General features: G+C 68.8%; 24 protein-coding genes. 18 read left to right on the forward strand and 6 right to left on the reverse strand.

The window, feature by feature from the left end; genetic code table 11:
• Nucleotides 1-31: 31 nt before the first annotated feature.
• Entirely contained in the window at nucleotides 32-2,056 is a 2,025-nt protein-coding gene (locus ACZ6ZD_RS03190; protein ID WP_465667833.1) for a HelD family protein, read from the forward strand.
• Here the strand turns inward: ACZ6ZD_RS03190 and ACZ6ZD_RS03195 are convergent.
• From ACZ6ZD_RS03195 to ACZ6ZD_RS03205, 3 genes are read right to left on the reverse strand one after another with little or no spacing between them, the layout of a single operon-like run.
• The gene (locus ACZ6ZD_RS03195) at nucleotides 2,033-3,415 is read right to left on the reverse strand and encodes a hypothetical protein (protein WP_465667835.1); all 1,383 of its coding nucleotides are present in this window, start codon (nucleotides 3,413-3,415) and stop codon (nucleotides 2,033-2,035) included. The two genes, ACZ6ZD_RS03190 and ACZ6ZD_RS03195, sit on opposite strands and share 24 nt — an antisense overlap.
• A complete protein-coding gene (locus ACZ6ZD_RS03200; protein ID WP_465667837.1) occupies nucleotides 3,412-4,422 on the reverse strand; it encodes a hypothetical protein in 1,011 nt (336 codons plus the stop codon). Before ACZ6ZD_RS03200 ends, ACZ6ZD_RS03195 begins: the two co-directional genes overlap by 4 nt.
• 15 nt (nucleotides 4,423-4,437) lie before the next feature.
• A complete protein-coding gene (locus ACZ6ZD_RS03205) occupies nucleotides 4,438-5,628 on the reverse strand; it encodes an MFS transporter (protein ID WP_465667839.1) in 1,191 nt (396 codons plus the stop codon).
• Between the two features lie 88 nt (nucleotides 5,629-5,716).
• Here ACZ6ZD_RS03205 and ACZ6ZD_RS03210 point away from each other — a divergent pair, with 88 nt between their 5' ends.
• From ACZ6ZD_RS03210 to tuf, 4 genes are all read left to right on the forward strand, one after another.
• Entirely contained in the window at nucleotides 5,717-6,028 is a 312-nt protein-coding gene (locus ACZ6ZD_RS03210; RefSeq protein WP_465667841.1) for an ArsR/SmtB family transcription factor, read from the forward strand.
• A gap of 16 nt (nucleotides 6,029-6,044) precedes the next feature.
• Nucleotides 6,045-8,303, forward strand: coding sequence for an outer membrane protein assembly factor BamB family protein (locus ACZ6ZD_RS03215; protein ID WP_465667842.1), 2,259 nt, complete (start codon nucleotides 6,045-6,047; stop codon nucleotides 8,301-8,303).
• Nucleotides 8,304-8,479: 176 nt separating this feature from the next.
• On the forward strand, nucleotides 8,480-10,861 hold the full coding sequence (locus ACZ6ZD_RS03220; protein WP_465667843.1) for a hypothetical protein: 2,382 nt from the start codon (nucleotides 8,480-8,482) through the stop codon (nucleotides 10,859-10,861).
• Nucleotides 10,862-11,132: 271 nt separating this feature from the next.
• The gene (gene tuf, locus ACZ6ZD_RS03225; protein WP_465667845.1) at nucleotides 11,133-12,320 is read left to right on the forward strand and encodes an elongation factor Tu; all 1,188 of its coding nucleotides are present in this window, start codon (nucleotides 11,133-11,135) and stop codon (nucleotides 12,318-12,320) included.
• A gap of 16 nt (nucleotides 12,321-12,336) precedes the next feature.
• Here the strand turns inward: tuf and ACZ6ZD_RS03230 are convergent, their stop codons facing one another.
• Both ACZ6ZD_RS03230 and ACZ6ZD_RS03235 read right to left on the reverse strand, forming a co-directional pair.
• Nucleotides 12,337-12,609: a DUF4031 domain-containing protein gene (locus ACZ6ZD_RS03230; RefSeq protein WP_465667847.1), complete on the reverse strand. Its 273-nt coding sequence runs from the start codon at nucleotides 12,607-12,609 to the stop codon at nucleotides 12,337-12,339.
• Nucleotides 12,606-13,310 carry a copper homeostasis protein CutC gene (locus ACZ6ZD_RS03235; RefSeq protein ID WP_465667849.1) on the reverse strand — a complete coding sequence of 235 codons (705 nt, stop codon included), beginning with the start codon at nucleotides 13,308-13,310 and terminating at the stop codon, nucleotides 12,606-12,608. The genes ACZ6ZD_RS03230 and ACZ6ZD_RS03235 overlap by 4 nt, the downstream gene beginning before the upstream one ends.
• A 99-nt stretch (nucleotides 13,311-13,409) precedes the next feature.
• On the opposite strand from ACZ6ZD_RS03235, the gene ACZ6ZD_RS03240 reads away from it, so the two are divergent.
• From ACZ6ZD_RS03240 to ACZ6ZD_RS03285, 10 genes are all read left to right on the forward strand, one after another.
• Nucleotides 13,410-14,444 (forward strand): LacI family DNA-binding transcriptional regulator, encoded by a 1,035-nt coding sequence (locus ACZ6ZD_RS03240; protein WP_465667851.1) that lies wholly within the window; start codon nucleotides 13,410-13,412, stop codon nucleotides 14,442-14,444.
• A 22-nt stretch (nucleotides 14,445-14,466) separates the two neighbouring features.
• Entirely contained in the window at nucleotides 14,467-14,682 is a 216-nt protein-coding gene (locus ACZ6ZD_RS03245) for a hypothetical protein (protein WP_465667853.1), read from the forward strand.
• 39 nt (nucleotides 14,683-14,721) lie between these two features.
• The gene (locus tag ACZ6ZD_RS03250; protein WP_465667855.1) at nucleotides 14,722-15,066 is read left to right on the forward strand and encodes a hypothetical protein; all 345 of its coding nucleotides are present in this window, start codon (nucleotides 14,722-14,724) and stop codon (nucleotides 15,064-15,066) included.
• Nucleotides 15,067-15,158: 92 nt separating this feature from the next.
• Nucleotides 15,159-15,521: a hypothetical protein gene (locus tag ACZ6ZD_RS03255; RefSeq protein ID WP_465667857.1), complete on the forward strand. Its 363-nt coding sequence runs from the start codon at nucleotides 15,159-15,161 to the stop codon at nucleotides 15,519-15,521.
• The gene (locus ACZ6ZD_RS03260) at nucleotides 15,518-15,898 is read left to right on the forward strand and encodes a hypothetical protein (RefSeq protein WP_465667859.1); all 381 of its coding nucleotides are present in this window, start codon (nucleotides 15,518-15,520) and stop codon (nucleotides 15,896-15,898) included. Before ACZ6ZD_RS03255 ends, ACZ6ZD_RS03260 begins: the two co-directional genes overlap by 4 nt.
• Nucleotides 15,895-17,391 carry a multicopper oxidase family protein gene (locus tag ACZ6ZD_RS03265; RefSeq protein ID WP_465667861.1) on the forward strand — a complete coding sequence of 499 codons (1,497 nt, stop codon included), beginning with the start codon at nucleotides 15,895-15,897 and terminating at the stop codon, nucleotides 17,389-17,391. The genes ACZ6ZD_RS03260 and ACZ6ZD_RS03265 overlap by 4 nt, the downstream gene beginning before the upstream one ends.
• A gap of 70 nt (nucleotides 17,392-17,461) precedes the next feature.
• Nucleotides 17,462-17,800, forward strand: coding sequence for an ArsR/SmtB family transcription factor (locus ACZ6ZD_RS03270; protein WP_465667863.1), 339 nt, complete (start codon nucleotides 17,462-17,464; stop codon nucleotides 17,798-17,800).
• Nucleotides 17,797-18,264, forward strand: a complete 468-nt coding sequence (locus ACZ6ZD_RS03275; RefSeq protein ID WP_465667865.1) for an SRPBCC domain-containing protein — start codon at nucleotides 17,797-17,799, stop codon at nucleotides 18,262-18,264. The genes ACZ6ZD_RS03270 and ACZ6ZD_RS03275 overlap by 4 nt, the downstream gene beginning before the upstream one ends.
• Nucleotides 18,265-18,267: 3 nt before the next feature.
• Nucleotides 18,268-18,870, forward strand: coding sequence for a dihydrofolate reductase family protein (locus tag ACZ6ZD_RS03280; RefSeq protein ID WP_465667867.1), 603 nt, complete (start codon nucleotides 18,268-18,270; stop codon nucleotides 18,868-18,870).
• Nucleotides 18,863-19,447 (forward strand): dihydrofolate reductase family protein, encoded by a 585-nt coding sequence (locus ACZ6ZD_RS03285; RefSeq protein WP_465667869.1) that lies wholly within the window; start codon nucleotides 18,863-18,865, stop codon nucleotides 19,445-19,447. Before ACZ6ZD_RS03280 ends, ACZ6ZD_RS03285 begins: the two co-directional genes overlap by 8 nt.
• Here ACZ6ZD_RS03285 and ACZ6ZD_RS03290 read toward each other — a convergent pair.
• Nucleotides 19,432-20,082, reverse strand: coding sequence for a peptidyl-tRNA hydrolase (locus ACZ6ZD_RS03290; RefSeq protein ID WP_465667871.1), 651 nt, complete (start codon nucleotides 20,080-20,082; stop codon nucleotides 19,432-19,434). The genes ACZ6ZD_RS03285 and ACZ6ZD_RS03290 overlap by 16 nt on opposite strands.
• A gap of 33 nt (nucleotides 20,083-20,115) precedes the next feature.
• On the opposite strand from ACZ6ZD_RS03290, the gene ACZ6ZD_RS03295 reads away from it, so the two are divergent.
• The 3 genes from ACZ6ZD_RS03295 to ACZ6ZD_RS03305 all read left to right on the forward strand — a co-directional run bounded on the left by ACZ6ZD_RS03295 (nucleotide 20,116) and on the right by ACZ6ZD_RS03305 (nucleotide 22,779).
• Nucleotides 20,116-20,907: a thymidylate synthase gene (locus ACZ6ZD_RS03295; protein WP_465667873.1), complete on the forward strand. Its 792-nt coding sequence runs from the start codon at nucleotides 20,116-20,118 to the stop codon at nucleotides 20,905-20,907.
• Nucleotides 20,904-21,359, forward strand: a complete 456-nt coding sequence (locus tag ACZ6ZD_RS03300; protein ID WP_465667875.1) for a dihydrofolate reductase — start codon at nucleotides 20,904-20,906, stop codon at nucleotides 21,357-21,359. Before ACZ6ZD_RS03295 ends, ACZ6ZD_RS03300 begins: the two co-directional genes overlap by 4 nt.
• Nucleotides 21,360-21,486: 127 nt before the next feature.
• Nucleotides 21,487-22,779 (forward strand): toxic anion resistance protein, encoded by a 1,293-nt coding sequence (locus tag ACZ6ZD_RS03305; protein ID WP_465667877.1) that lies wholly within the window; start codon nucleotides 21,487-21,489, stop codon nucleotides 22,777-22,779.
• The last annotated feature ends 22 nt before the right edge of the window (nucleotides 22,780-22,801 follow it).

Raw genomic sequence — 22,801 nt, forward strand, 5'->3', positions numbered from 1 at the left:
CTGGGCCCCCATCCCCTGCCGGAGGTTACTCATGCCCTCAGACGTGTCCGACACCCTCCTGGCCGAGCAGAACTATCTGAAGACCTCCCGGGCCGCGCTGGCGCAGATGCGGGAGAAGACCGGCGCGCTGGAGATCCACAGCGCCGATAGAGTGAACCAGGCGTTCCTCAAGGCCGCGATCTGGCGGCGGATGAAGGAGCTGGAGGACGACCCCGAGGTACCGCTGTTCTTCGGTCGGCTGGACTACGTGACTCCCGCACCGGAGACGTTCCACATCGGACGGCGGCACGTGAACGACGCGCTCGGCGAGCCACTGGTGGTCGACTGGCGCGCCGACATCTCGGTTCCGTTCTACCGGGCGAGCAAGACCGAGCCGATGGGGATCGGCAGCCGCCGCCGGTTCGGCTTCACCCACGGCGAGATGACAGCCTTCGAGGACGAGGACCTCACCTCCACGGCGCCGGCCGAGCAGCACAGCGACATTCTGGACGCCGAAATCGAGCGGCCACGCTCCGGCCCGATGCGGGACATCGTGGCAACGATCCAGCCCGAGCAGGACGTGATCGTCCGCTCCGGCGTCGAGGACACCATCTGCGTCCAGGGCGCACCCGGCACCGGTAAAACTGCCGTCGGCCTGCACCGCGCGGCGTACCTGCTCTATGCCTACCGCGACCAGCTCAGCCGGGCCGGAGTCCTCGTGGTCGGCCCGAACGCGAGCTTCCTGCGGTACATCGGCGACGTCCTGCCTGCGCTGGGTGAAATCGAGGCCAAACAGACCACCGTCGAGGAGCTGGTCGCCCACGTCCGGGTGAGCGGGCCGGGCAGTGCCGCTGTCGACGTACTGAAGGGCGACGCCCGGATGGCCGAGGTGTTGCACCGGGCCGTCTGGTCGCAGGTACAGGCGCCGAAGGAGGCCCTGGTCGTGCCACGCGGTTCACACCGCTGGCGAGTGTCGGCGTACGACGCCGAGGAGCTGGTCGCCGAGCTGCGGACGCGCGGCGTCCGGTACGGCGCCGGTCGCGCGATGCTGCCGCAGCGGCTGGCCCACGCCGTACTGCTCAAGATGGAGGCTGCCGGTGACTCGCCGGATGACCGCGTCCAGGACGCCGTCGCCCGCAGCCGCCCGGTCAAGCAGTACGCCGAAGCCCTGTGGCCCGCAGTCGACCCGGCGAAGCTGCTGTTCCGCCTCTTCACCGAGCCGGAGCTGCTCGCCGAACACGCGGACGGCATTCTGACCGCCGAAGAGCAGCTGCTGCTCACCTGGGCGAAGGCGCCGCGGACCGCGGGCTCAGCCAAGTGGTCCGTTGCCGACGCCACGCTGGTCGACGAGATCGCCGACCTGGTCGACCGGACGCCGTCGCTCGGCCACGTCGTCCTGGACGAGGCGCAGGACCTGTCCGCGATGCAGCTGCGCGCTGTCGGGCGGCGTTGCTCGACCGGCTCGATGACTGTCCTCGGTGACATCGCGCAGGGGACGACGCCGTGGGCCACGCCGTCCTGGGACGAGGCGCTCAAGCACCTGGGGAAGAGCGGTGCCCACACCGAGGAGCTGACCGCCGGCTTCCGCGTCCCAGGGCAGGTGATCGAGTACGCCGCACAGCTGCTCCCGGTCATCGCACCGCACCTGACCCCGCCGACCGCCGTCCGACGGGCGCGCGGTGAACTCAGCATCACCAGAGTCGACGACAGCCTGGCCGCTGCCGTGACGACTGTGACTGAGGTGTCGTCCCGGCCAGGCTCGATCGGCCTGATCGTCCCGGACGCACTGGTACCGGCCGCCCGGAAGGCGCTGCTGGCGCAGGACCTCGTGTTCGCGGTGCTCGGCGACGAGGACGACGTCGACGCGCACCTGGACGTCGTCCCGGCCTCTCTGGCCAAGGGTCTCGAGTTCGACCACGTCGTCCTCGTGGAGCCGGCCGGCATCGTGGCGGGTGAGGCCGACGAGCGCACCGGCCTCCGCCGGCTCTACGTCTGTCTGACTCGTGCGGTCACCTCGCTGGCCGTTCTGCACTGCGAGGACCTGCCGGCCGTCCTAGAAGCCGCGCGACCCGCCTGAGCGCCGCGACGAACGCCGCGAAGAGCCGCCACCGCTGGACCGGGTCCGCGACGAGAACGAGCGCCGCGACCCGCCGCCGTCATCGGACGACGAACCCGCCGAGGACATCGACCGGTTGATCGATTCGCCCATGGCGGCCGACATCCGACCGAAGCGGGACCGGGCCCGCCGCGACTGCCACCGGGCGCGCATCTGGTCACCAGCACGCCGGGCGCGCTCGTCGGGGAACCACCAGCGGCGGCCATCGCCCTGCGACCAGTAGCCGTCGATGTAGGCAGCCATGTCCTCGCCGTACGTCCAGTACGGACGCTCTTCACGTGAACCGGTCACCATCCGGATTTGGGGCGCCTCTCCGGCCTCATCGCGGCGCTTACAGGCTGCACAGACATCGACCTCACGTTCGGAACCGGACTCCGGCCGCCAGCTGATCTTGGCCGTGCTGGGCCCGTGGCGCGGGTCGTAGAAGCACGGCGGAGTCGGCTCCGGCATCGGCTGTCCAGCCCGGACCGCGTCGATGCAGACCAGCCCGTAGCGCGCTGAGCCGAGCAGAGTCGTGACCGCCTCGATGTCGGCGTCCCCCTTGGCCGCGTCCAGCCGGTGCCGGGCCTTCTCGACCGTGTCGAGGACGTCCTTGGACAGCTTGGCCTGCTGGGGCTCGGAGGTCGTCGGCAGCGCGGACACCTGCTGCGACAGCGCGATGATCTCCTCGTTGAGCAGCGGGCGCGTGTACGACAGATGGTCCTTCTCGTCCCGCCTCCGGGCCCGGACCGCGCCAAAGGTGACGACGCTCCACCACAGCGCGAAGATGCCCGCGATGCTGCCGGCCCACGGCGCAGCGTCGATGTAGAACGGCTTGTCGACCACCTGCGCCCGCGTGATGAACCTGGTCAGCATCCGCTCGTAGTTCGGCGCGCAGCAGTCCACGGCCTGGTCGACGGCGTCACCCACGTAGTACGTCGGCCCCTTGTCGGCTCGCTGGACGGCATGGAACCCGCGGCCGGCACTCTGCGACCTCGCATCGACCAGAACGGCGTACACGCCCTCGACACCGACCCGGTCGTAGAGCTGGTCGGCGATCTCCTCGCCCTGCCAGATCAGGCCTGAGTACTTGGTGGTCCTGAGCTTGTCCGCCGGCACAACCGCGATCCGGATCGGCGCGGCCGCGTTCTTCGCCGCGGCGTTCAGCTCTGCGACCTCGGACGCCGACAGCTCGCGCACCGCCGGGTCGACCCAGACACCGGGCTCGCCCAGCTGCGCAGCGACCTCGTTGAAGTAGTCGCCCGGAGCCGTGGTCGCAGCGTGGGCCGGGAGCACCGGTACGACCAGGAGCAGCGCCAGCGCGGCCAGCAGTCGCATCATCGCTTGCTCCTCGACAGTCTGTCCTGACAGGACTGACAGACCGGCACTTCCCGCGGCTTCCCGCCCGGCGGGGTGTACATCCAGTCAGTCACCGAGATGCCGTGTGCCGGGTCGAAGAAGCACTGCACCCGGCGGGGTGGCCGATCCGTGCCCGCAACGACTGCCTGCGCACAGGCGAGACGCCAACGGCCGTACTCGACCCGCGCCCGCACATCACGCAGCTCTTCGTCCTCCAGGTCACCGTCGACCACCCGGCTGGCATCGGCGTACGCGTCCATCGCCGCCTGTACATCCGCCGTGTTGTCCACGCCGTCCAGACGCACGTCCGCCGCATCCAGTTCCTCACCGAATCGCGTCACGTCCTCCCGAGCCAGCGCCTGCCGCTCGGTCAGCGTGTCCGCCTCGTCCGGCAGGACGGCGTACGACGGCCGGTACAGCGCCGGTCCGGCGTCGCTGCGGGGTCTGGACCGCCACCAGCGCAGGACCAGGCCGAATGCCGCGAACAGCACGAGCAGGAGCCCCACCAACCAGAGCCAGCTCGGCGGACCGCCGGCTGCCTTCGGTACGTCGAGCCGGTCGAGGACTCCGTGGAGTGTGCCGACCGCATCGGAACGGCTGTGTCTGGCCAGCTCCTCTGTGAGGATCTTTGCGATCGGGGTGTCCACACCGACCGCACTCCCCCAGGTGATCGCTCCGCCGAAGACAACCAGGTACACGCCGTCCGCAGCCTGCTTGTCGACCAGTGCGTCGACGTACGCCCGAGCGGCGGCAGCACTGTCACCACTGCCGTCGTTCAGCACAGATGCTGGTACGACGGCGATCCGGATCGCCTCATCGTGACCACCTAGGCGCTCCCGCAGCTCCGCCGCATCCTCGTCCGGGACCAGAGAGCGCTGTGTCGAGTCGACGTACACAGGTGAGGTCTTCCAACCGTCGACGACCGGAGTGGGGTCAGCCGCTCCGGTCATCGAGGTGGTGAGCACTAGCAGCGCGGCCAAAAGTCGCATGGCCGCTAGCCTGCCCTAGTCGGAGGCCGTTACCACCAGGGGCTCCTCGATGTGCTCCAAGTGCTCGATGTCCTCGAGGCCGGGGTTACGGCGCAGCGTGAACGTCAGAGCGAGCACGATCAGCGAGAGCAGCGCGGCCAGCGGCGGCAGGTACTGCAGTCCGGCGACGTGGATCACCAGACCGCCGACCACCGCGGACAGGCCGGCACCCAGGTAGATGGCTGAGGCGTTGAGCGCGATCAGCAGACCGCCACCGAGCTCCAGCAGGAGGTTCTGGATCGGCGGGTTGAAGGCCCAGGTGAACATGCCCCAGACGAACAAAGCCACTCCGGCGCCCGCGACACTGCGAGCCGTCAGATCCAGCGTGCTGACCGTCAGGATGATGCCGATCAGCAGCACGATCAGAGTGCGGATGCTGCCGAACCGGTCCGTGGCACGACCGCCGAGCAGGTTGCCCACGACAGCGCCAACGCCGTACACCAGCAGCAGGACGCCGGTGACGTTTCCGGTCAGACCAGCAGTCTCCTTGAGCAGCGGCACGATGTAGATGTAGACGCTGAAAGCGCCGAGAACACCCAGCACAGACATCGCCAGCACGATCTGCACGCGCCGATCAGCCAGACCGGCGAACCGCTCTCGCAACCCGACCACGGCAGGCGCGTCTACCCTCGGGAGCGCAGCGCGCTCGACCACCGCGACCAGCACCGCGATGACGGCAATCAGCGCGAAGACACCCTTGTAACCGAGTGTCGGGCCCAACAGGCTCCCCGCCGGAACGCCCAGCACCAGCGCGAAGGTCAGCCCGCCGAACACGACAGCCACGGCCCTACCGCGCTCCTCCGGTGGCAGCAGCCCAGTAGCGAACAGGGTGGCTGCCGGCGTGTACGCAGCCGCACCGAACGCCGCCACCACCCGCCCGACGACCAGCACCGGGTAGTTGGTTGCGACGGCGGCGATCAGGTTGCCCAGCGCGGCCAGGACCAGTGCGGCGATCAGGAGCGTCCGCCGCTCCCAGCGCCCGGTCAGCGTCGCCAGAATCGGCGCTCCGATGGCGTAGGCCAGAGAGAAGGCGGTTGCGAGCTGACCGGCGGCGGTCAGCGAGACGTGGAGCTCGGAGCTGACATCGGGCAGCACGCCGGACACGACATACGCGCTGGTGCCGACCGCGAACGCACCAGCGCCCAGCAGGTAGATCCGTGCGGACATGAGGTCCTTCCCGGGGAGATTCGATTAGTTCGATGAAGATCGTACTACGAAACTCATCGAACTTCGATATCCGTCGTACTATGGACTCATGACCAGGAAACAGCTCCCCCAGCCGGATCGGGCGGAGATCCGCGTCGAGGCGGTTCTGCAGGCCCTCGGCGAGCCGGTCCGCCTGCAGATCGTCCGGGCGCTCGCCGACGCGCCGGAGGGGATCGCGTGCGGCGAGATCGACCTGCCGGTCACGCCGTCCACCCGGGCGCACCACCTGCGCACGCTGCGGGAGGCCGGCGTCCTGACGACGCACACCGAAGGCACCCGCCGAATCAGCAGTCTCCGCCGCGACGACCTGGAGTCCCTGTACCCGGGCCTGCTCACCGGGGTGCTGTCCGCAGCGCAGTGACTGGCAGACTGTGGCGGTGGTTGAGCTGCGTGCGCGATGGGACGGTGTCGTACCCGGTCCCGGCGAGCTCGCCGACGAGCTGATCACCCGCTACGTCGAGCGCAACCGACGCGCGTACCGCGACCACTACCTCGAGATCGTGCTGGCCGCGCTGGAGTCACTGATTCAGCTGTCCACCGACCCGGCGTCGGTTCGGCTGGCCGCTTGGTTCCATCGCGCGGTCCACGAACCCGGTGGCTCACCAGCTGAGGACGCCGAGGCTTCGGCACAGCTGGCCGAACGGCTGCTGCCTCAGTACGGCGTCCAACCGATCCGTGTCGCCGAAGTGGCCCGGCTGGTCCGCCTCACCGGCGACCTGGACGCTCCGCCGCCAGACTCTTACGCACCGCCCAGACGCGACGCGAACGGCGACGTCCTGCTCGACTCGGTCAACGCCATCCTCTCCGCGGACCCGGTGCGGTACGCCGTCCACGTGGCTGAAGTGCGCCGTGATCTGGGCGAGCGACGCAGCGCCCTGGAACACCGGTACGACCACGTCCAGGAGCTACTCGAAGGCCACCTCTACCGGACGCAGCTCGCCAGACAGCGACTAGCACCAGTGGCCCGGGTCAACCTGGAAACCGAGCTGGCCGGTCTGGACAGTGAGCTCCCAGCACCGTGGCGTGGCTGGCAGCAGGCCGCACTGACCGCAACTGCGACGTTCGGAGCTATCGGAGCGGCGGTCGCCGCCATTGCCGCGTCCGGAGCGTCCTGGCAGATTCCGGCGGTCCCTAGCCAGGTCGGGTGGCCACCTGTTGCATTGGCGGGCTTCGCGTTGATCAGCGGGCCAGTGCTGTTTCGCTGCGCGCGCAGCTCGAGCCAGCGTGCCGGACTGATCGCGGGTGTCGTGATCGCGGTCGCAGCCACCGGGCTGTTGATCGCCTGGGCGCAGATGCCGCGGACCAACCCAGCTGTCGGTGTCGGTCTCCGAGTGCCGCTGCTGATCGCCGCTCTGCTATTACTGCTCTTGTCTGGCGGTTCTGCGCTCGCTGCGTCGCTTCTGCGGACCAGAACGGCCAGGTTCCTGCCCAGCCGGAACCTGGGGCAGCAGCTGGCCTGGCTGGCCGTGCCGGGTGTAGTCGCGCTGACGCTGCTGCTGATAGTGCAACCGCTGGCGCGCAACTACGTGCTGGGCTCGAACGAGCGCGTCGAAGGGCCGGACGCGACCGCCGGCAAAGCGGCTCCCTCGGTACTCAACGGCGCGGTCGCCTGGGTGAGCAAGTCAGTGCGCGGCACCGGCGCCGAGGAGGCGGTCGGGACGCAGTACGGAATCGCCGTTCCGCGCCCGGGCGGCGTGGTCGAGATGCTGGACGCCGCGACCGGTGACCTCCGTTGGCGATACAGCCGGTCCGACTCCGACGAGAAGCCGATCATCGTGGCGACCGGGGACGGCGACTACGTGCTGGCCGAGTTCGCCGACGTCGGCTACCTGCTCCTGGATGCCAACACCGGTCGCCGCAAGGCAGCCTGGTCCGGGCAGACGCGTGACCACCTCATCCAGCAGGCGCAGCCGCTGCTGACCGGTGAGCGCAGTCCGAGCGGAGCGGACAAACTGCACGGGGTCGACCCGAACGGCGACCAGCGCTGGACCTTCGAACCCGGCAAGTGCACCGACCTCGACGCAGTGGCGTCCATGGACACCGTGGTCGCGTTCCTCGGCAACTGCGGCGAGCGCTCCGACGAAATGGTCGGTCTCGACCTCAGGTCCGGGAAGCGGCTCTGGTCCCGCCCGACCGACGACACCTACCGCCGTCCGGTCGCTGTCGGCGGTGTGGTCGTGGTCGCCGAGCCAGGCGGCGACTCCGACGTACCGGAGGCGCTGACGGCGTTCGACCCGCGGACCGGCACCGTGAAGTGGCGGTGGGCGGTGCCGCAGTCCTGGGCCTGCCGGACGCTGCTGAACGCCGCCGGACGCTACCTCGTCGTGGTGGACTGCCCAGGGCCGAGCAGCGTCGAAAACCGCCGTACTGTCGTCACGGCGATCGATTCGAGTACCGGAAAGACCGCATGGCAGGTCACAGCGCCGGTCAGCCCACGGGCGAAGGTCACGGTGACCTCGGACGGCCGCGTGATCTCGCTCAGCCGCAGCAGCGAGGCCTGCTGGGCCAACGTGATCAGCCGGCGCGGCTTCCGGCAGGTGCGGCTGCCGCTCGGCATCTCGTGCAGCCGCGACGCGCATGCCGTCGGCAACCTGGTGCTGACGAGCGGCGCCGACAGCGTGATCGCCTTGCGCTGAACCGGTTCTGTCACCACGGAGTGTGACCTGGAACGCAACTACAACGGTGCAATTCGATGCCTGACGCACCAATCGAAGCGGTCAGGTGACGAGGCGATATCGCTTTGGCCACGACCGTCTCCGCGGACCCCTGATCGGCCGCTCCCGGCACGGGTTGGGTGCGAGACTCCCATGCCATGGACCTGCGCGACCAGTGGAATCGCCTGCTGCCGCACGCGCAGCCGTTGGGCGATGATCTGCTGGCTCGTTACGCGGAGCAACATCGGCACTATCACGACCAGCGTCACCTGACCGAAGTGTTACGCACCGTTGACGAACTGGCCGACGCCGCCGACGATCCGGACACCGTCCGGCTGGCCGCCTGGTTCCATGACGCGATCTACGACCCGCAGGCCGACCCCGGCGAGAACGAAGAGGTCTCGGCGCAGCTGGCCGAGCTCGAACTGGCGGCGTACGGCGTCGACGCGGCCAAGGTCGAGGAGGTCGGGCGGCTGGTCCGGCTGACCGCGAAACACGACTGCGCGCCCGACGACAAGAACGGCGCCGTCCTGTGCGACGCCGACCTGCGCATCCTCAGCCTGCCCGCGGAGCGGTACGACGAGTACTCGGCCGGCATCCGGCAGGAGTACGCGCACATCAGCGACCGCGACTTCGCCCGCGGCCGGATGTCGTTCCTGCAGGGCCTGGCCGAGACTCCGCTCTACGCGACCGACCGCGGACATGCCGACTGGGAACAGGCCGCCCGCGCCAACCTGGAACGGGAGATCGAGTCCTGGGGCCCTAAGGCGGCCCGGCCGATCGGCGGGCTGATCCCGATCGTGTACTTCGGCGCAGCGCTCGGTGTGGTCGTCGCGGCGTCAGTACTACTCGGCCGTGGTCTCGGCGCCGCGTCGAAATGGCCGGCCGACCCGAATGAGGTGACCGGCTTCCCGGTGTGGGCTCCCGTCGCCGGCACGCTGGCTGCGACCGGCCTGGCCTGCGCCTGGTTCCGCCGCGCTCGGCAGCGGCTCCTGGCAGTTCCCGCACTGATCTTCGCTGTGATCGGCGTACTGGGTGTCGGGCTGTGCTGGTGGCACTGGCCGGCCGCTCAGCCCGGTGCGGCGATGTCCGAGCGCTGGCCGTATCTGATGCTCACCTCGATCGCACTGATCCTGGCCGGCGGTCTGTTGGCGATCGCGCGTCGGTTGCGCCGGGCGCCGCCATACTCGCAGTCCCCGCCGCAGCGGCTCGGTGTCGCGGCTACTGCAGTCTGTGGAGCGCTGCTGGCCTGGATCGTCGTCTCTGCGGGTGAGCCGTTCGTCCAGGCTCGCCTGGAGACCGCCAACACGGTCAGTACGACGACCACCGCCGCACCCACCCAGCAGCCAGTGCAGCTGGACGGCACCCTGGCTTGGACCCGTGAGGTGCCCGCCGCAGGCGCCATCGCCGGTACGGCGGGCGGTGTGGCCGAGCTGCGGTCGGACGGCGTGGTCATGTCGGACGCGAACACCGGCCAAATTCGCTGGCGCTACGCGCGGGCCGACGTCAACGACGCCGCCTCCAGCGGTTCGAAGGGTCTGCTCGTCTCCGGCGACGGTCGCATCGTCGCCGCCAACCTGCCGTACGCCGCGTACCGCGCGCCGACCGGCATCGACCTGCCGACGTACGCCGTCCTGAATGCCGTCAGCGGCGAGGTGCTCACCGAGGTGCACACCGATGGCCGCGCGCTCGCAGTCGACCAGAACCAGCTGCTGATCGCCGAAGGGAACTACGTCGCCGCACACGGCGTGAGCAGCCCGACGCACTGGCGGACCCGGCTGCGCTGCAACGTGACCCAAGGCGAGCTCTTGGGCGACCAGGCTGTCGTGGTCGATGCCTGCGCCGGGAACGGAGCCGTCGTCCGCGGTCTGGACCTGAAGACCGGCGACCAGCGCTGGGAGGTCAAGCTGGGCGACCGCTTCGATCTGAGCGCCGAGCTGGACCCAGAGACCTGGGTCGGCGACCTGGTCGCCGTACCGGACACTCGTGAGGTAGCCGGCCTGATCTGGACGGCGTCCGCAGGCGGCACTCTCTACCAGTGGTCGATCGACGTCGGCGACGGTCGCGTCACCTGGTCGACTCCTGTACCGGGCACACCGCGGCCGCGACTCGGTCCGGCGTCCTGTGACGCGCAGCTGGCCGCTACGCACACCTCCCTGGTACTGATCACCTGCCGGAACGCGACTGACCCGCCCCAGCCCCAGACGTACGACGTGTCCGCGGCGAGCCCGGCCGACGGCACTCCGCAGTGGCACCACCTGCTGCAGGTACCGCCGCGGTTGCAGCAGCCGGAGTACGCCCGTGACGGCTTCGCGCTGCTGCCGGACGGCCGCGTGGTCACGCTGATGCCGCAGGTCAACGGCAGCTGCTCCCCGGTGATGATCGGCACCGCAGGTATCCAGCCGCACCCGATCCTGCCCGGCGCCCGCGCCAAGTCGGTCGCCCGGTCCGAAGAGGTCACCTGCAACAAACCGGCCACCACGGTGGCCGGCGCCCGGCCGGTGTTCTCCGACGGCACCCGCCTGTTCGCTCTGAACTGAGGCCCCGGGAATACCGTTGCTCCCGGCACGGTTGATGCCTACCGTGATGAACATGTTCCGCGTGGTTCTCGAGCGTGACCTGTCGGCCCTGGGCCTGACGGGCGCTCCCACGTGGGCTGCGTCAGTCGATAGCCGACCCTCTTCCTGCTGATCAGGACCCGCGGAAGAGGGTGGCCCGGAACCGGCCCCCTCCGCGCGGTGACAGCGCCGGCGGGCCTGCCGGAGGGTCCTGGCTCTCCAGAAGACTGCTGACCAGCAAAGGAACACACTGATGGCCAAGAGCCAGTTCGTGCGGACCAAGCCGCACCTCAACATCGGGACGATGGGTCACGTCGACCACGGCAAGACCACCCTCACCGCGGCGATCACCAAGGTGCTGGCCGAGCGCGACCCGGGCGTCAACCGCTTCGTCGCGTTCGACGGTATCGACCGGGCGCCGGAGGAGGTCGCGCGCGGGATCACGATCAACATCTCGCACGTGGAGTACGAGACCGCCACCCGGCACTACGCGCACGTCGACATGCCCGGGCACGCCGACTACGTGAAGAACATGATCACCGGCGCCGCCCAGGTGGACGCCGCGATCCTGGTCGTCTCCGCACAGGACGGCGCCATGCCGCAGACGCGGGAGCACGTGCTGCTCGCGCGCCGGGTGGGCGTGCCGTACCTGGTGGTCGCGCTGAACAAGGCGGACGCCGTCGACGACCCCGAGCTGCTCGACCTGGTCGAGCTGGAGGTCCGTGAGCTCCTGACGGAGTACGGCTTCCCGGGCGACGACGTACCGGTGGTGCGCGTTTCCGGCCTGAAGGCGCTGGAGGGCGAGCCGCAGTGGGTCGCTGCGATCGGCGAACTGCTGGACGCGGTCGACAGCTACGTTCCGACACCGGAGCGCGAGCTGACGGAGCCGTTCCTGATGCCGATCGAGGGTGTGCTCACGATCAGCGGCCGGGGCACGGTGGTCACCGGTGCGGTCGAGCGCGGCACTCTGCAGGTCGGTGCGGCGGTCGACGTGGTCGGTCTCGGCGAGACCATCAGCAGCACTGCCATCGGGCTGGAGACGTTCGGCAAGACGCTGGACGCCGTCCAGGCCGGTGACAACGCGGCGATCCTGCTTCGCGGTGTGAAGCGGGACGAGGTCCGTCGCGGCATGGTGGTCGCGGTCCCCGGCACGGTGCGTCCGCACCGCGCGTTCCGGGCGACGCTGCACGCGCTGTCCACCGCCGAGGGCGGCCGGCACACGCCGTTCGCCGCGGACTACCGCCCGCAGTTCTACTTCCGGACGACGGACGTGTCCGGCGGCATCGACCTCGGCACGATCACCCAGGTCATGCCGGGTGACACGGTCGACCTGGCCGTGGAGCTGGTGAAGCCGATCGCGATGAACGTCGGCCTCGGCTTCGCAGTCCGCGAAGGCGGTCACACCGTCGCCGCGGGCACGGTCACCGAGCTGCTCGACTGAGCAACAGCCCCCAACCTCACTCGGTTGGGGGCTGTCTCGTTTTGCGGTGCCGCAGGCCTGCTGCGGTGATGCGGCTGACCAGCTCGCGACTGGAGACCGGTACGGCGCCGGCGGCGACCAGGTCGTCGTAGCGGTCACTGGGGACGTCGTAGTGGTCGCGGTCGAAGCCGCGGGCGGGGATGCCGGCCGCTTTGGCGAAAGCGTGTAGCTCCTCGTGCGACTCGTCGCTGACGAGGTGGGACCAGAGGCGGTCCCAGGCGGACCAGGCCGGCGGGTCGATGAGGATCATCCGCGAGCGTCCTGCGCGTCGAGCAGATTGCGCCAGGAGCGGACGAAGCGGGAGTTGACGTAGGCCTTCGTCCAGGAGCCGTCCTGTCGGACCGACGAGCCGACGTGGAACCGGCGTACGCCGGACTGGTACAGCCAGGGCACATGCTCGGGCTTGAGTGCGCCACCGGCCATCATGACGCCCGCCACCGCCGGATCGGCCTTGGCCAGCTTGCACAGGTCATCCAGGCCGTGGCCGACGCCTATCGACGACCCGGCGGTCAGAACGCAGTCCAGACCCTGGAGCGTCCGCAGCGCCCGCCAGGCCGGCGCCTGCTCGAGGACTGCGTCGATCGCGCGGTGGAACGTCCACGGCGTACCGGCGAACGTGCTGACCAGCGCAGCGACCGATTCGACGTCGACCAGGTTGTCCGAAGTCAGGAAGCCGAGGACGAAGCCGTCCGCCCCGGCGGCCAGGTAGGACTGCGCCTGGGCGGTCATCCGGTTCAGCTCGGCGCCGTTCGTGGTGAACGAGTCGGACAGCCGCAGCATCACCCGCAGCGGCAGATCGGTCGCGCGGCGGATCGCACTGACCGTGGACACCGACGGCGAGAGGCCGTCGGCCTCCATCGACGCGCACAGCTCCAGCCGGTCCGCCCCGCCCTCCTGCGCCGCTTCGGCATCCGCCGGGTGCAGCGCGATCACCTCCAGCAACGAAGCCATGACGACATCATCCCAGGAATCCGTGTTGCGCTCGCGCACGGCCTTCTGTATCGTTTTTCTAGATCGATTTAGAAGAACGATACAGAAGGTGGTGCGGCGATGGCGGGCGTGACCTTGAAGACCGTGGCCAAGGCCGTGGGCGTCTCGCCGTCGACGGTGTCGAACGCGTACAACAAGCCCGGCCAGCTGTCCGCCGCGCTGCGCGAGCGGATCCTGGCGACCGCCCACGAGCTCGGGTACGCCGGGCCGGACGCGTCCGCGCGAGCCCTGCGCAGCGGCAAGGCCGGGGCGATCGGCGTCCTGTTCACGGACAAGCTGTCGTACGCCTTCTCGGACCCGTTCGCCGTCGGCTTCCTGGCCGGGCTGGCCGAGGTCGCCGAGGAGTTCAGCACCAGCCTGCTGTTGATGCCGGTGAGCTCGAGCGATCCCGAAGGCGGCAGCACTGCGGTCCAACAGGCCGCGATCGACGCCGCAGCGATCTTCTGCGTACCGCACGGCCATCCGTCGCTGGACATCCTCTCCGCCCGCGGAGTGCCGGCCGCTTCGACGGATCCGGGCACCTTCACCGACAGCTGGGTCGCCATCGACGAGGTGGCCGCCGCGGTCGAGCTGGGCGAGTACCTGACCCGGCTGGGCCACCGCGACATCGTCGTCCTGGTCGACAACGCTGCGGCGTCCGGCAGCAGACCGATGGAGATGGGTCTCGGCGACATCGGCAGCGGCAATCCGACTCTGCGGCTCGAGGGGCTGCGCAAGGCGATGCCAGAGGCCCGCATCCGACTCGTGTCGGGCGGACACAACGCCTTCGAGTCCGGAGTCGCCGGCGCCGGCTGGGTGCTGGACACACAGGATCGGCCGACCGCGATTGTCGGACTGAGCGACGTCCAGGCCCTCGGCGCGCTGGAGGCGTTGCGCATCCGCGGGCTGACCCCGGGGCGCGATGTGACCGTCACCGGCTTCGACGACATCCCGGCCGCCGAGCAGGCCGGACTGACCACGATTCACCAGCCCATCAAGGACAAGGGCCGCGCGCTCGGCCGCGTCCTGCTCGACCCCAGTACTACCGAACGCCAGCTCCTCATGCCCACCGAGCTGATCGTCCGCTCCAGCAGCGGACCAGCACCCAAGAACTGACCTGCTCTCAGGAGGGAGCACCATGACGTACTTCATCGCCGGCAACACCGCAGTCGAGAACTCACGCGCCCTGTCCCAGTCAGCGCTACCCAATGCCCCGCAGCAACCCCACGACGACCGCCCGCGCCGCACTCCGGCGTACCGGGCACAGTTCGGCGCCGCGCTGCGTGCAGTGGCCGAGCGACAGCTCCGCCTCGCCGAGCGGGTCGATCCCAGGCCCACCTGCTCGCCGACCTGACGCTGTGGTTTGTCGGTGCCGTCTGGCACGCTGATGGGGATGAGTGAGCCTGGAGTTCTACTGACCGCTCGCGCGCTGGTGCTGCACGATCTGGCCGCGCGCGGGTTCAACGACGCCGCAATGGTGTCGGCTTTGGAAGATGCGGTCGCCGAGCGCCAGTGGTGGCTCGACCAGTGGCCGGACGGTGCCGAGCACATCGCCGGCCTGATCGCACAGGACATGCAGGACCGCATCTTCGACTCCGGCATCCGCTGGCCGCGCTGCACGGCCTGCGACGACTTGCACGACCACGAGCTCCGCATCGAGCCGGAGCTCGGCCCCGACCCACACTGGGTCTGCGAGCGCGCCGGCATCACCGTCGCCCCGCTCGGCCACCTCACCTAAGTTTCGCGCACCCCCTCAGGGTTCCGGGGAGAGCTCTGTCCGGGTGATACCTGATTGATCTACATGTAGCCAGACTACTATTGTCTGGCTACATGAAGTGGCTCGCAGTCCTCCGCCTGGTCGCCGTCCTGCACGCGGCCGCGCTCTTCGTGCAGCCGATCGCGATCGGCGTTTACCTGAACGGCTCCCCCACCGGGCTGCGCATCCACGAACCGGTCGGCTTGGCAATCAGCTCGATCGGAGTCGCGCAGCTGCTGGTAGCGATCGGCTACTGGCGTTCCAGCGGCCGACGGCTCGCACCGGTCGCGGCACTGCTGATCTTGGCCGCGGAGTCCGTGCAGATCGCGATGGGCTACAACAAGCAGCTCCCGATCCACATCCCGCTCGGCATCGCGCTCATCGGCAGCGCAGTGGGCTTTGCGGCCTGGACCTACCGTTCGGCGGCGAAAGCATGAGGCGCCGTCCGCGACTCTCGCTGTGGACGCTGCGCGTCGTACTGCTACTCCACACGATCGCCATCTGCCTGCAGCCGATCATGGCCGGCTACTTCCTGGTCGGCGAGGTCGACGCGATGAATCTGCACAGTCCGCTCGGCTCCACGCTCTGGCTGCTGGGCATGGTCCAACTGTTGGCCGCGGCCATCTACTGGTTCCGCGGCGGCGGGCCCTACCCAACGCTGTGGTCAGCCGTGCTCTGTGTCGCGGAGTTCGTCCAGATCACCTTTGGCTACCTACAGAACTTCGCCGTCCACGTTCCGCTCGGTACGGCGATCGTCGTCATCGCGGTGTGGATGACGGTCCGGTCGTTCCGCCGCCAGGAGGTCGCTCAATGAAGATGTCCCGCCGCGGGTTCCTAGCCGTCACCGGCGCAGCCACACTGGCCGGTTGCGGCTTGGACGCGTCACCCGGACAGGCCGGCGAACTCCTGCGCAGCAAGGCGAAACTGCCCAAACCGTTCACAGTCCCGTTGCCGATCCCTCCGACGAAGCAACCGACGTCCCCCGGCCACTACCGCGTCGTACAACGCAAAGCCCGCTTGGAGATCCTGCCGGGTCTGAAAACAGAGGTCCTCGGGTACGACGGCCTGTTCCCCGGACCGACCTTCGACGTCCGCAGCGGCCAGACCACTGTCATCGAACAGGTCAACGAACTCGACCTACCGACCGCAGTGCACCTGCACGGCGGTCACACACCCGCAGCGAGCGACGGCTGGCCACTCGACCTACTGATGCCACCTGGCGGGCATCACCAGCACGGCCACCACAGCATGGACGGCGGCGACGTGAAGACCGGCAGCCGTCTCTACACCTATCCGAACGCGCAGCGTGCCGCCACGCTCTGGTACCACGACCACCGGATGGACTACACCGCTCCGCAGGTCTACCGCGGCCTGTTCGGCCTGCACCTCATTCGGGACGCCGAGGAGGACAAACTGCCACTCCCGGCCGGAGAGCGCGAAATCCCGCTAGTGCTCGCAGACCGGGCATTCGACGAGGACGGGTCCTTCATCTACCCGGCTGCGCAGGACGGGCCCGGAGTCGAGTCGAAGTACATGGAAGGCGTCATCGGTGACGTGACGCTGGTGAACGGCGCGCCCTGGCCGGTGCACGAGGTGGACGCCGTCCGCTACCGACTCCGGTTCCTCAACGCAGCCAACGCACGCCGCTACGAACTCGCCTTCGACAACGGACCAGCCAAGTTCATTCAGATCGGCAGCGATGGCGGCCTGCTCGGTGCACCGGTCGACCACCAGACGCTGGTGATCGCACCAGCTGAGCGTTTCGACGTCATCGTCGACTTCTCGGCGTACCGGCCGGGTGACGAGGTCACTCTGGTCAACCGGCTCGACAACAACGCCCCTGTGCTGCGTTTCAAGGTCGCTCGCCGAGCTGTCGACGACAGCAGCATCCCAGCACGACTCTCGGCGTACGCCGCCGCGGAACCACCAGCCGGCGCGGTACGGCGACTCTGGCGCTTCCGGCGCGGCTCTGCCGGCGGACACCAGGGCTGGACGATCAACGGCAAGGCCTTCGACCCGGTGCAGATGCAGGCCCAGGTGCGGCTCGACGAGTACGAGATCTGGTCGTTCGTCACCGACGTCCATCACCCGGTGCACGTCCACCTGGCGCCGTTCCAGGTGCTGAGCCGCCGCGGCGGCGACCCCGGCCCGTACGACGGAGGCTGGAAGGACACGGTCGACGTCCGGCCGGCCGAGGTGGTCGAGGTGCTGGTCAGGTTCAGCGCGCATCGGGGCAAGTACCTGATCCACTGCCACAACCTCGAGCACGAGGACATGGCGATGATGGCCGGTTTCGAGACGATCTGACCCCTTGACGCCGGGCACGACCACTCCCTATATTCAACACATCGGTTGATCAAGGGAATGGTTGATAAAGATGTCGGTTGACGATGACCAGCTCGATCGGGCCTTCGCCGCACTCGGCGATCCGGTCCGGCGGGCGATGATCGCGCGGCTGTCGCGCGGTCCGGCCACCGTCAACGAGCTCGCCGAGCCGTTCCCGATCACCAAACAGGCGGTGTCGCGGCACATCCAGGTGCTCGAGGCCGCCGGGCTGATCACCCGGACCCGCGACGGCCAGCGCCGTCCGTGTCATCTGGTGCCGGCCGCCCTCGAAGCACTGACCAGCTGGATCGACGAGTACCGGCTGGAGACCGAGCGCCGCTTCCGTCGCCTGGACGCGGTCCTGCAGAGCGTGAAGGAGCAAGAACGATGAGCACGACGATCAGCACCCCCGCCGGTACGCCGTTCGTGGAGGTCACCCGGGAGTTCGACGCCACTCCGGCCCAGCTGTTCAAGGTGATGACCAGCAAGGAGCTGCTGGGCCAGTGGCTCGGTCCGCGCGACCTGGAGGCCGAAATCCAGGAGTACGACGTCCGCCAGGGCGGGGCGTACCGCTACATCCACCGCGACGCCAACGGCGAGTACGCGTTCCGTGGCGTGTTCCACAGCGTCGAGCAGGACAAGATGGTCATCCAGACCTTCGAGTGGGAGGGGGCGCCAGGTGAGGTGTGCATCGAGAAGATGACCCTGGAGCCCACCGAAACCGGCGTCCTCCTGCGCCAGCGGTCCGTCTTCCCGTCCGTCGAGGCCCGCGACCAGGCCGTCGAGTTCGGCATGAACGACGGCGTCAACGACTCCATGGACCGCCTCGCCGAGCTGGTCGCCAAGGAAGGCTGACCAATGTCCACCGTGGTGGAAATCTCGGTGTCCCTCGACGGCTACGTCACCGGACCGAACCCCGGTCTCGACAACGGCCTAGGTGACGGTGGACTCGCACTGCACGACTGGGTGTTCCACGGCACCGACGCCGACCGCGCCGTCCTGGATGCCTCCTTCGCCGAGACCGGCGCGGTCATCCAAGGCCGGAACCTCTTCGACATCATCGACGGCCCCCAAGGCTGGAGCGACGAGATGGGCTACGGCGCCAAGCCGACAGGTGAGGTGAACCCGCCGATCTTCGTCGTCACCCACAGCGCACCCGAAAAGACCAGACTGGGCGATCGGTTCCGCTTTGTCGCCAGTCCGGAAGAGGCGGTCCAGCAGGCCCGCGCTGCGGCCGGCGAGAAGGACGTAGTCGTGATGGGAGGCGGTCAGATCTGCCACGAGGTGCTCGCTGCCGGGCTGGCCGATGTGCTGCGGCTACACGTCGCGCCCGTCGTACTCGGCTCCGGGACGCGGCTGTTCCCAGCCGGGGACGCACCGGCCTTCGACCTCGAGCTGACAGACGCAGTGTCGACGCCCAGCGCCCAGCACCTCACGTACGCCGTGGTGCGTCGTGGGTAGCGTGATCGCGTCAGCGGTGGTGTCGCTCGACGGCTTCATCGCTGACATGGACGACGGGGTCGGCCCGCTGTTCGACTGGTACAACAACGGACCGGTGGAGGTCTACGGCACCGACCAGAGCCGCCCGTTCCACGTCAGCCAAGCCAGCGCCGACTACCTCAACGACACCTGGCCGAACGTCCGCGTCTGCATCATCGGCCGCCGCCTCTTCGACCTGACCAACGGCTGGCACGGCGTCCCCGCCGTCGGCGACCACGTCATCGTCGTCACCCACCAGCCACCCACGGACTGGCCTTTCCCCGATGCCCCCTTCACCTTCGCCACCAGCATCGACGAGGCCATCACCCAAGCCCGCCACCGCGCCGGCGACGGCGACGTCTCCATCACCGGCGGCAACCTCACCGGCCAAGCCCTCGCCGCCGGCCTGGTCGACGAAATCGCCTACAACCTCGCCCCGGTCCTCCTAGGCACCGGCCGCAACTTCTTCGGCGACCACACCGGCCCCCGCCGCCTCCTCGACAACCCCCGCGTAATCCAAGGCGACCGCGTCACCCACCTGCACTACCGCCTCAGCTGAGGGTGGTCTGCGATTACGGTGCGGGAGCCGGGGTCGATTTCGGTGAAGCCGGCGTCCTGGACTACGGGGAGGACGGTCTGGCGCAGCTGGGTCCAGTGGGCTCGGCTGGCTCGGCGGACGGCTACGGGGAAGCCGGCGGCGGCCCACTCCTTGCGGTCCAGGGGTGAGAGCGCCAGCCAGGCGAGGTGCGCGCCGTGACCGACTTGGGCCATGGTTTTGCCGCTGGACATGGTCAGGGCTGGGTTGATCCAGAGGACGGGGACGCCGGGGTGCGGGACGGCAGGTGGCGTCGGCTGGTCGAAGTCGGTACCGGTGACCTGCAGCTTGGCGAGGTCCTTGGGGACGGCGTCCAGCGGGACCGGCGGGAAGACTCTGACCTCAGCCGTGCCACGCGTGACCGAGAGACCGGGCAGCGCCTCGGCGCGACCCCACTCGGCGCCGCGAGCCCGGCGGACCACTTTGCGGATGCGGTGGTCCTGCCAGGCGACCATGGCCTCGGCCCACTCCCCCTCGCCGCTGGAACGCTCGTCCGCCAAGATCGCCAGCACCGCGGCCGCTGCGGCCTCCAGAGCATCGGTCTGCTCGGGGCGGGCGCTCTTCTCGACGCGAATGACCAGAGTAAGGACGTGCTCCACGGGACCGAGTCTGTCAGGGAGTAGGTTGGCCGCATGCAGCAGTACCTCGATCTCCTCAGGCATGTGCTGGACCACGGGACGGAGAAGGGGGACCGGACGGGGACGGGCACGCTGAGCGTGTTCGGCTACCAGTCGCGGTACGACCTGCGCGCGGGTTTCCCGGCGGTCACCACGAAGAAGCTGCATCTACGGTCCGTGTTCGGTGAGCTGATCTGGTTCCTCAGCGGCTCGACCAACATCAAGTGGCTGCACGAGAACAACATCAAGATCTGGGACGAGTGGGCGGACGCCGACGGCGAGCTGGGCCCGGTCTACGGCTACCAGTGGCGTTCCTGGCCCACTCCGGACGGTCGGCACGTCGACCAGATCAGTGCGGTCGTGGAGTCCATCAAGAACAACCCGAACTCGCGCCGGCACATCGTGAACGCGTGGAACGTCGCGGACGTCGACGACATGGCGCTGCCGCCGTGTCACACGATGTTCCAGTTCTACGTCGCGGACGGCCGACTCTCCTGCCAGCTGTACCAGCGGTCGGCCGACATCTTCCTCGGCGTCCCGTTCAACATCGCCTCCTACGCGCTGCTGACCCACATGGTCGCCCAGCAGACCGGCCTCGAGGTGGGCGACTTCGTGCACACCCTCGGGGATGCGCACCTGTACCTGAACCACCTCGACCAGGCGAAGCTCCAGCTCACCCGGGAGCCCCGCCCGCTGCCGACGCTCCAGCTCACGCAGGCGGACTCGATCGACTCCTACGAGCTCGCCGACATCGAGCTGGTCGGCTACGACCCGCACCCGACCATCAAGGCGCCCATCGCGGTATGAGCATCATTCTGATCGCCGCAGTCGGCGCCAACGGCGTCATCGGCCGCGACAACGACCTGCCCTGGCGGATCCGCGAGGACCTGCAGCACTTCAAGCAGCTGACGCTCGGCCACACGCTGGTGATGGGCCGCAAGACCTACGACTCGATCGGCCGCCCGCTGCCCGGACGCCGGACTGTCGTCGTCACGCGGCAACCAGACTGGTCCGCGGACGGCGTCGACGTCGTCCACTCGCTCGAAGCGGCCCTCCAGTACGACGGCGACCTGTACGTCGCCGGCGGCGGCGACATCTACCGCCAGGCCCTCCCGTACGCCGACCGCCTCGAACTGACCGAGGTCGACCAGTCCCCCGCCGGCGACGTCACCTTCCCGCCCCTCGACCCCGCGGACTGGACCGAAACCGCCCGCACCCCCCACCCCGGCTTCACCTTCGTCAGCTACACGCGTCGCTGACCCGGCAACGACTACGCAACGACACCACACACTGGGCCGGGAACCGCGTAGATTGTGTGCGCGTCACGGAGGTGACAGCGCGCGAGGCGGGGGGACGTCTCGCGAAGGCCACCGGAGGGGAACGACGATGACCGAAGCCGACAACACCGCAGGTGCAGCGGAAACCGGAGCTGCGCAGGCTGCGGCGCCAGCGAGCGCGCAGCAGGCCATGTCGCCGCTGCAGCCACCCACGGCGACCGCTCCGGGACTGATACTGACCGCTCCGCCCGCGTCACAGCCAGTAGCGGCCACTGCGGCGCCCAGTCTGGCTCCCGCGGTCGATGCGGCCGCGCTGCCGGGTCTGGACGCGAAGGTCGACACCTTTCTGACCGCTTTGATGACTGCGGAGCCGCGGTCGCCGGAGTTCGCTGCCAAGGCCAGTGACGTCCGCAGCATGGGCGACCAGGACATCCGGTCGGCTGCCGAGAGCTCGAACCGGTTGCTGCAGCAGCCGGTCAAGGCGCTGCAGAGCGGCGGGCTGTCGGAGGGGTCGACCGTCGGTAAGACGCTGCTCGACCTGCGGCGTACGGTCGAGGATCTGGACCCGAAGGGCGCCACCGGGCCGAAGAAGCTGCTCGGGATGATCCCGTTCGGCGACAAGATCGAGGACTACTTCCGCAAGTACCAGAGCGCGCAGACGCACCTCGAAGGCATTCTGCACTCGCTGCGCAACGGCCAGGACGAGCTGGGCAAGGACAACGCCGCACTGAACCTGGAGAAGCAGAACCTCTGGGACGCGATGACCCGGCTGAACCAGTACGTGTACGTCGCCGAGCGGCTCGACGCGCGGCTGTCCGCCGCGATCGCCGAGCTGGAGGCGACGAACCCGGACAAGGCCAAGGCGTTCCGCGAGGACGTGCTGTTCTACGTCCGGCAGAAGCACCAGGACCTGCTCACCCAGCTGGCGGTGTCGATCCAGAACTACCTGGCCATCGACATCGTGATCAAGAACAACATCGAGCTGATCAAGGGCGTTGACCGCGCGTCGACGACCACTGTCTCGGCGCTGCGGACCGCTGTCATCGTCGCGCAGGCGCTGGGCAACCAGAAGCTCGTGCTGGACCAGATCACCGCGCTGAACACCACCACCAGCGGCATGATCGAGCGGACGTCGCAGATGCTTCGCGACAACTCGGTGGCGATCCAGCAGCAGGCCGCCTCGGCCACGATCGGGCTGCCGCAGCTGCAGGCGGCGTTCGCGAACATCTACGCGACCATGGACGCGATCGACACGTTCAAGTCCGAGGCGCTGGACAACATGGCCGCCACCATCGGCACCCTCGAGAACGAGGTGACCAAGTCGCGCAGCTACCTGGACCGGGTGGCCCAGCAGAACCAGCAGGTCGTCCACGGCAGCCTCGACCTGAACCTGGGTCGCTGAACACACACCTGTAGCGGGGGAA

Source organism: Kribbella sp. NPDC104218, from assembly GCF_055584105.1.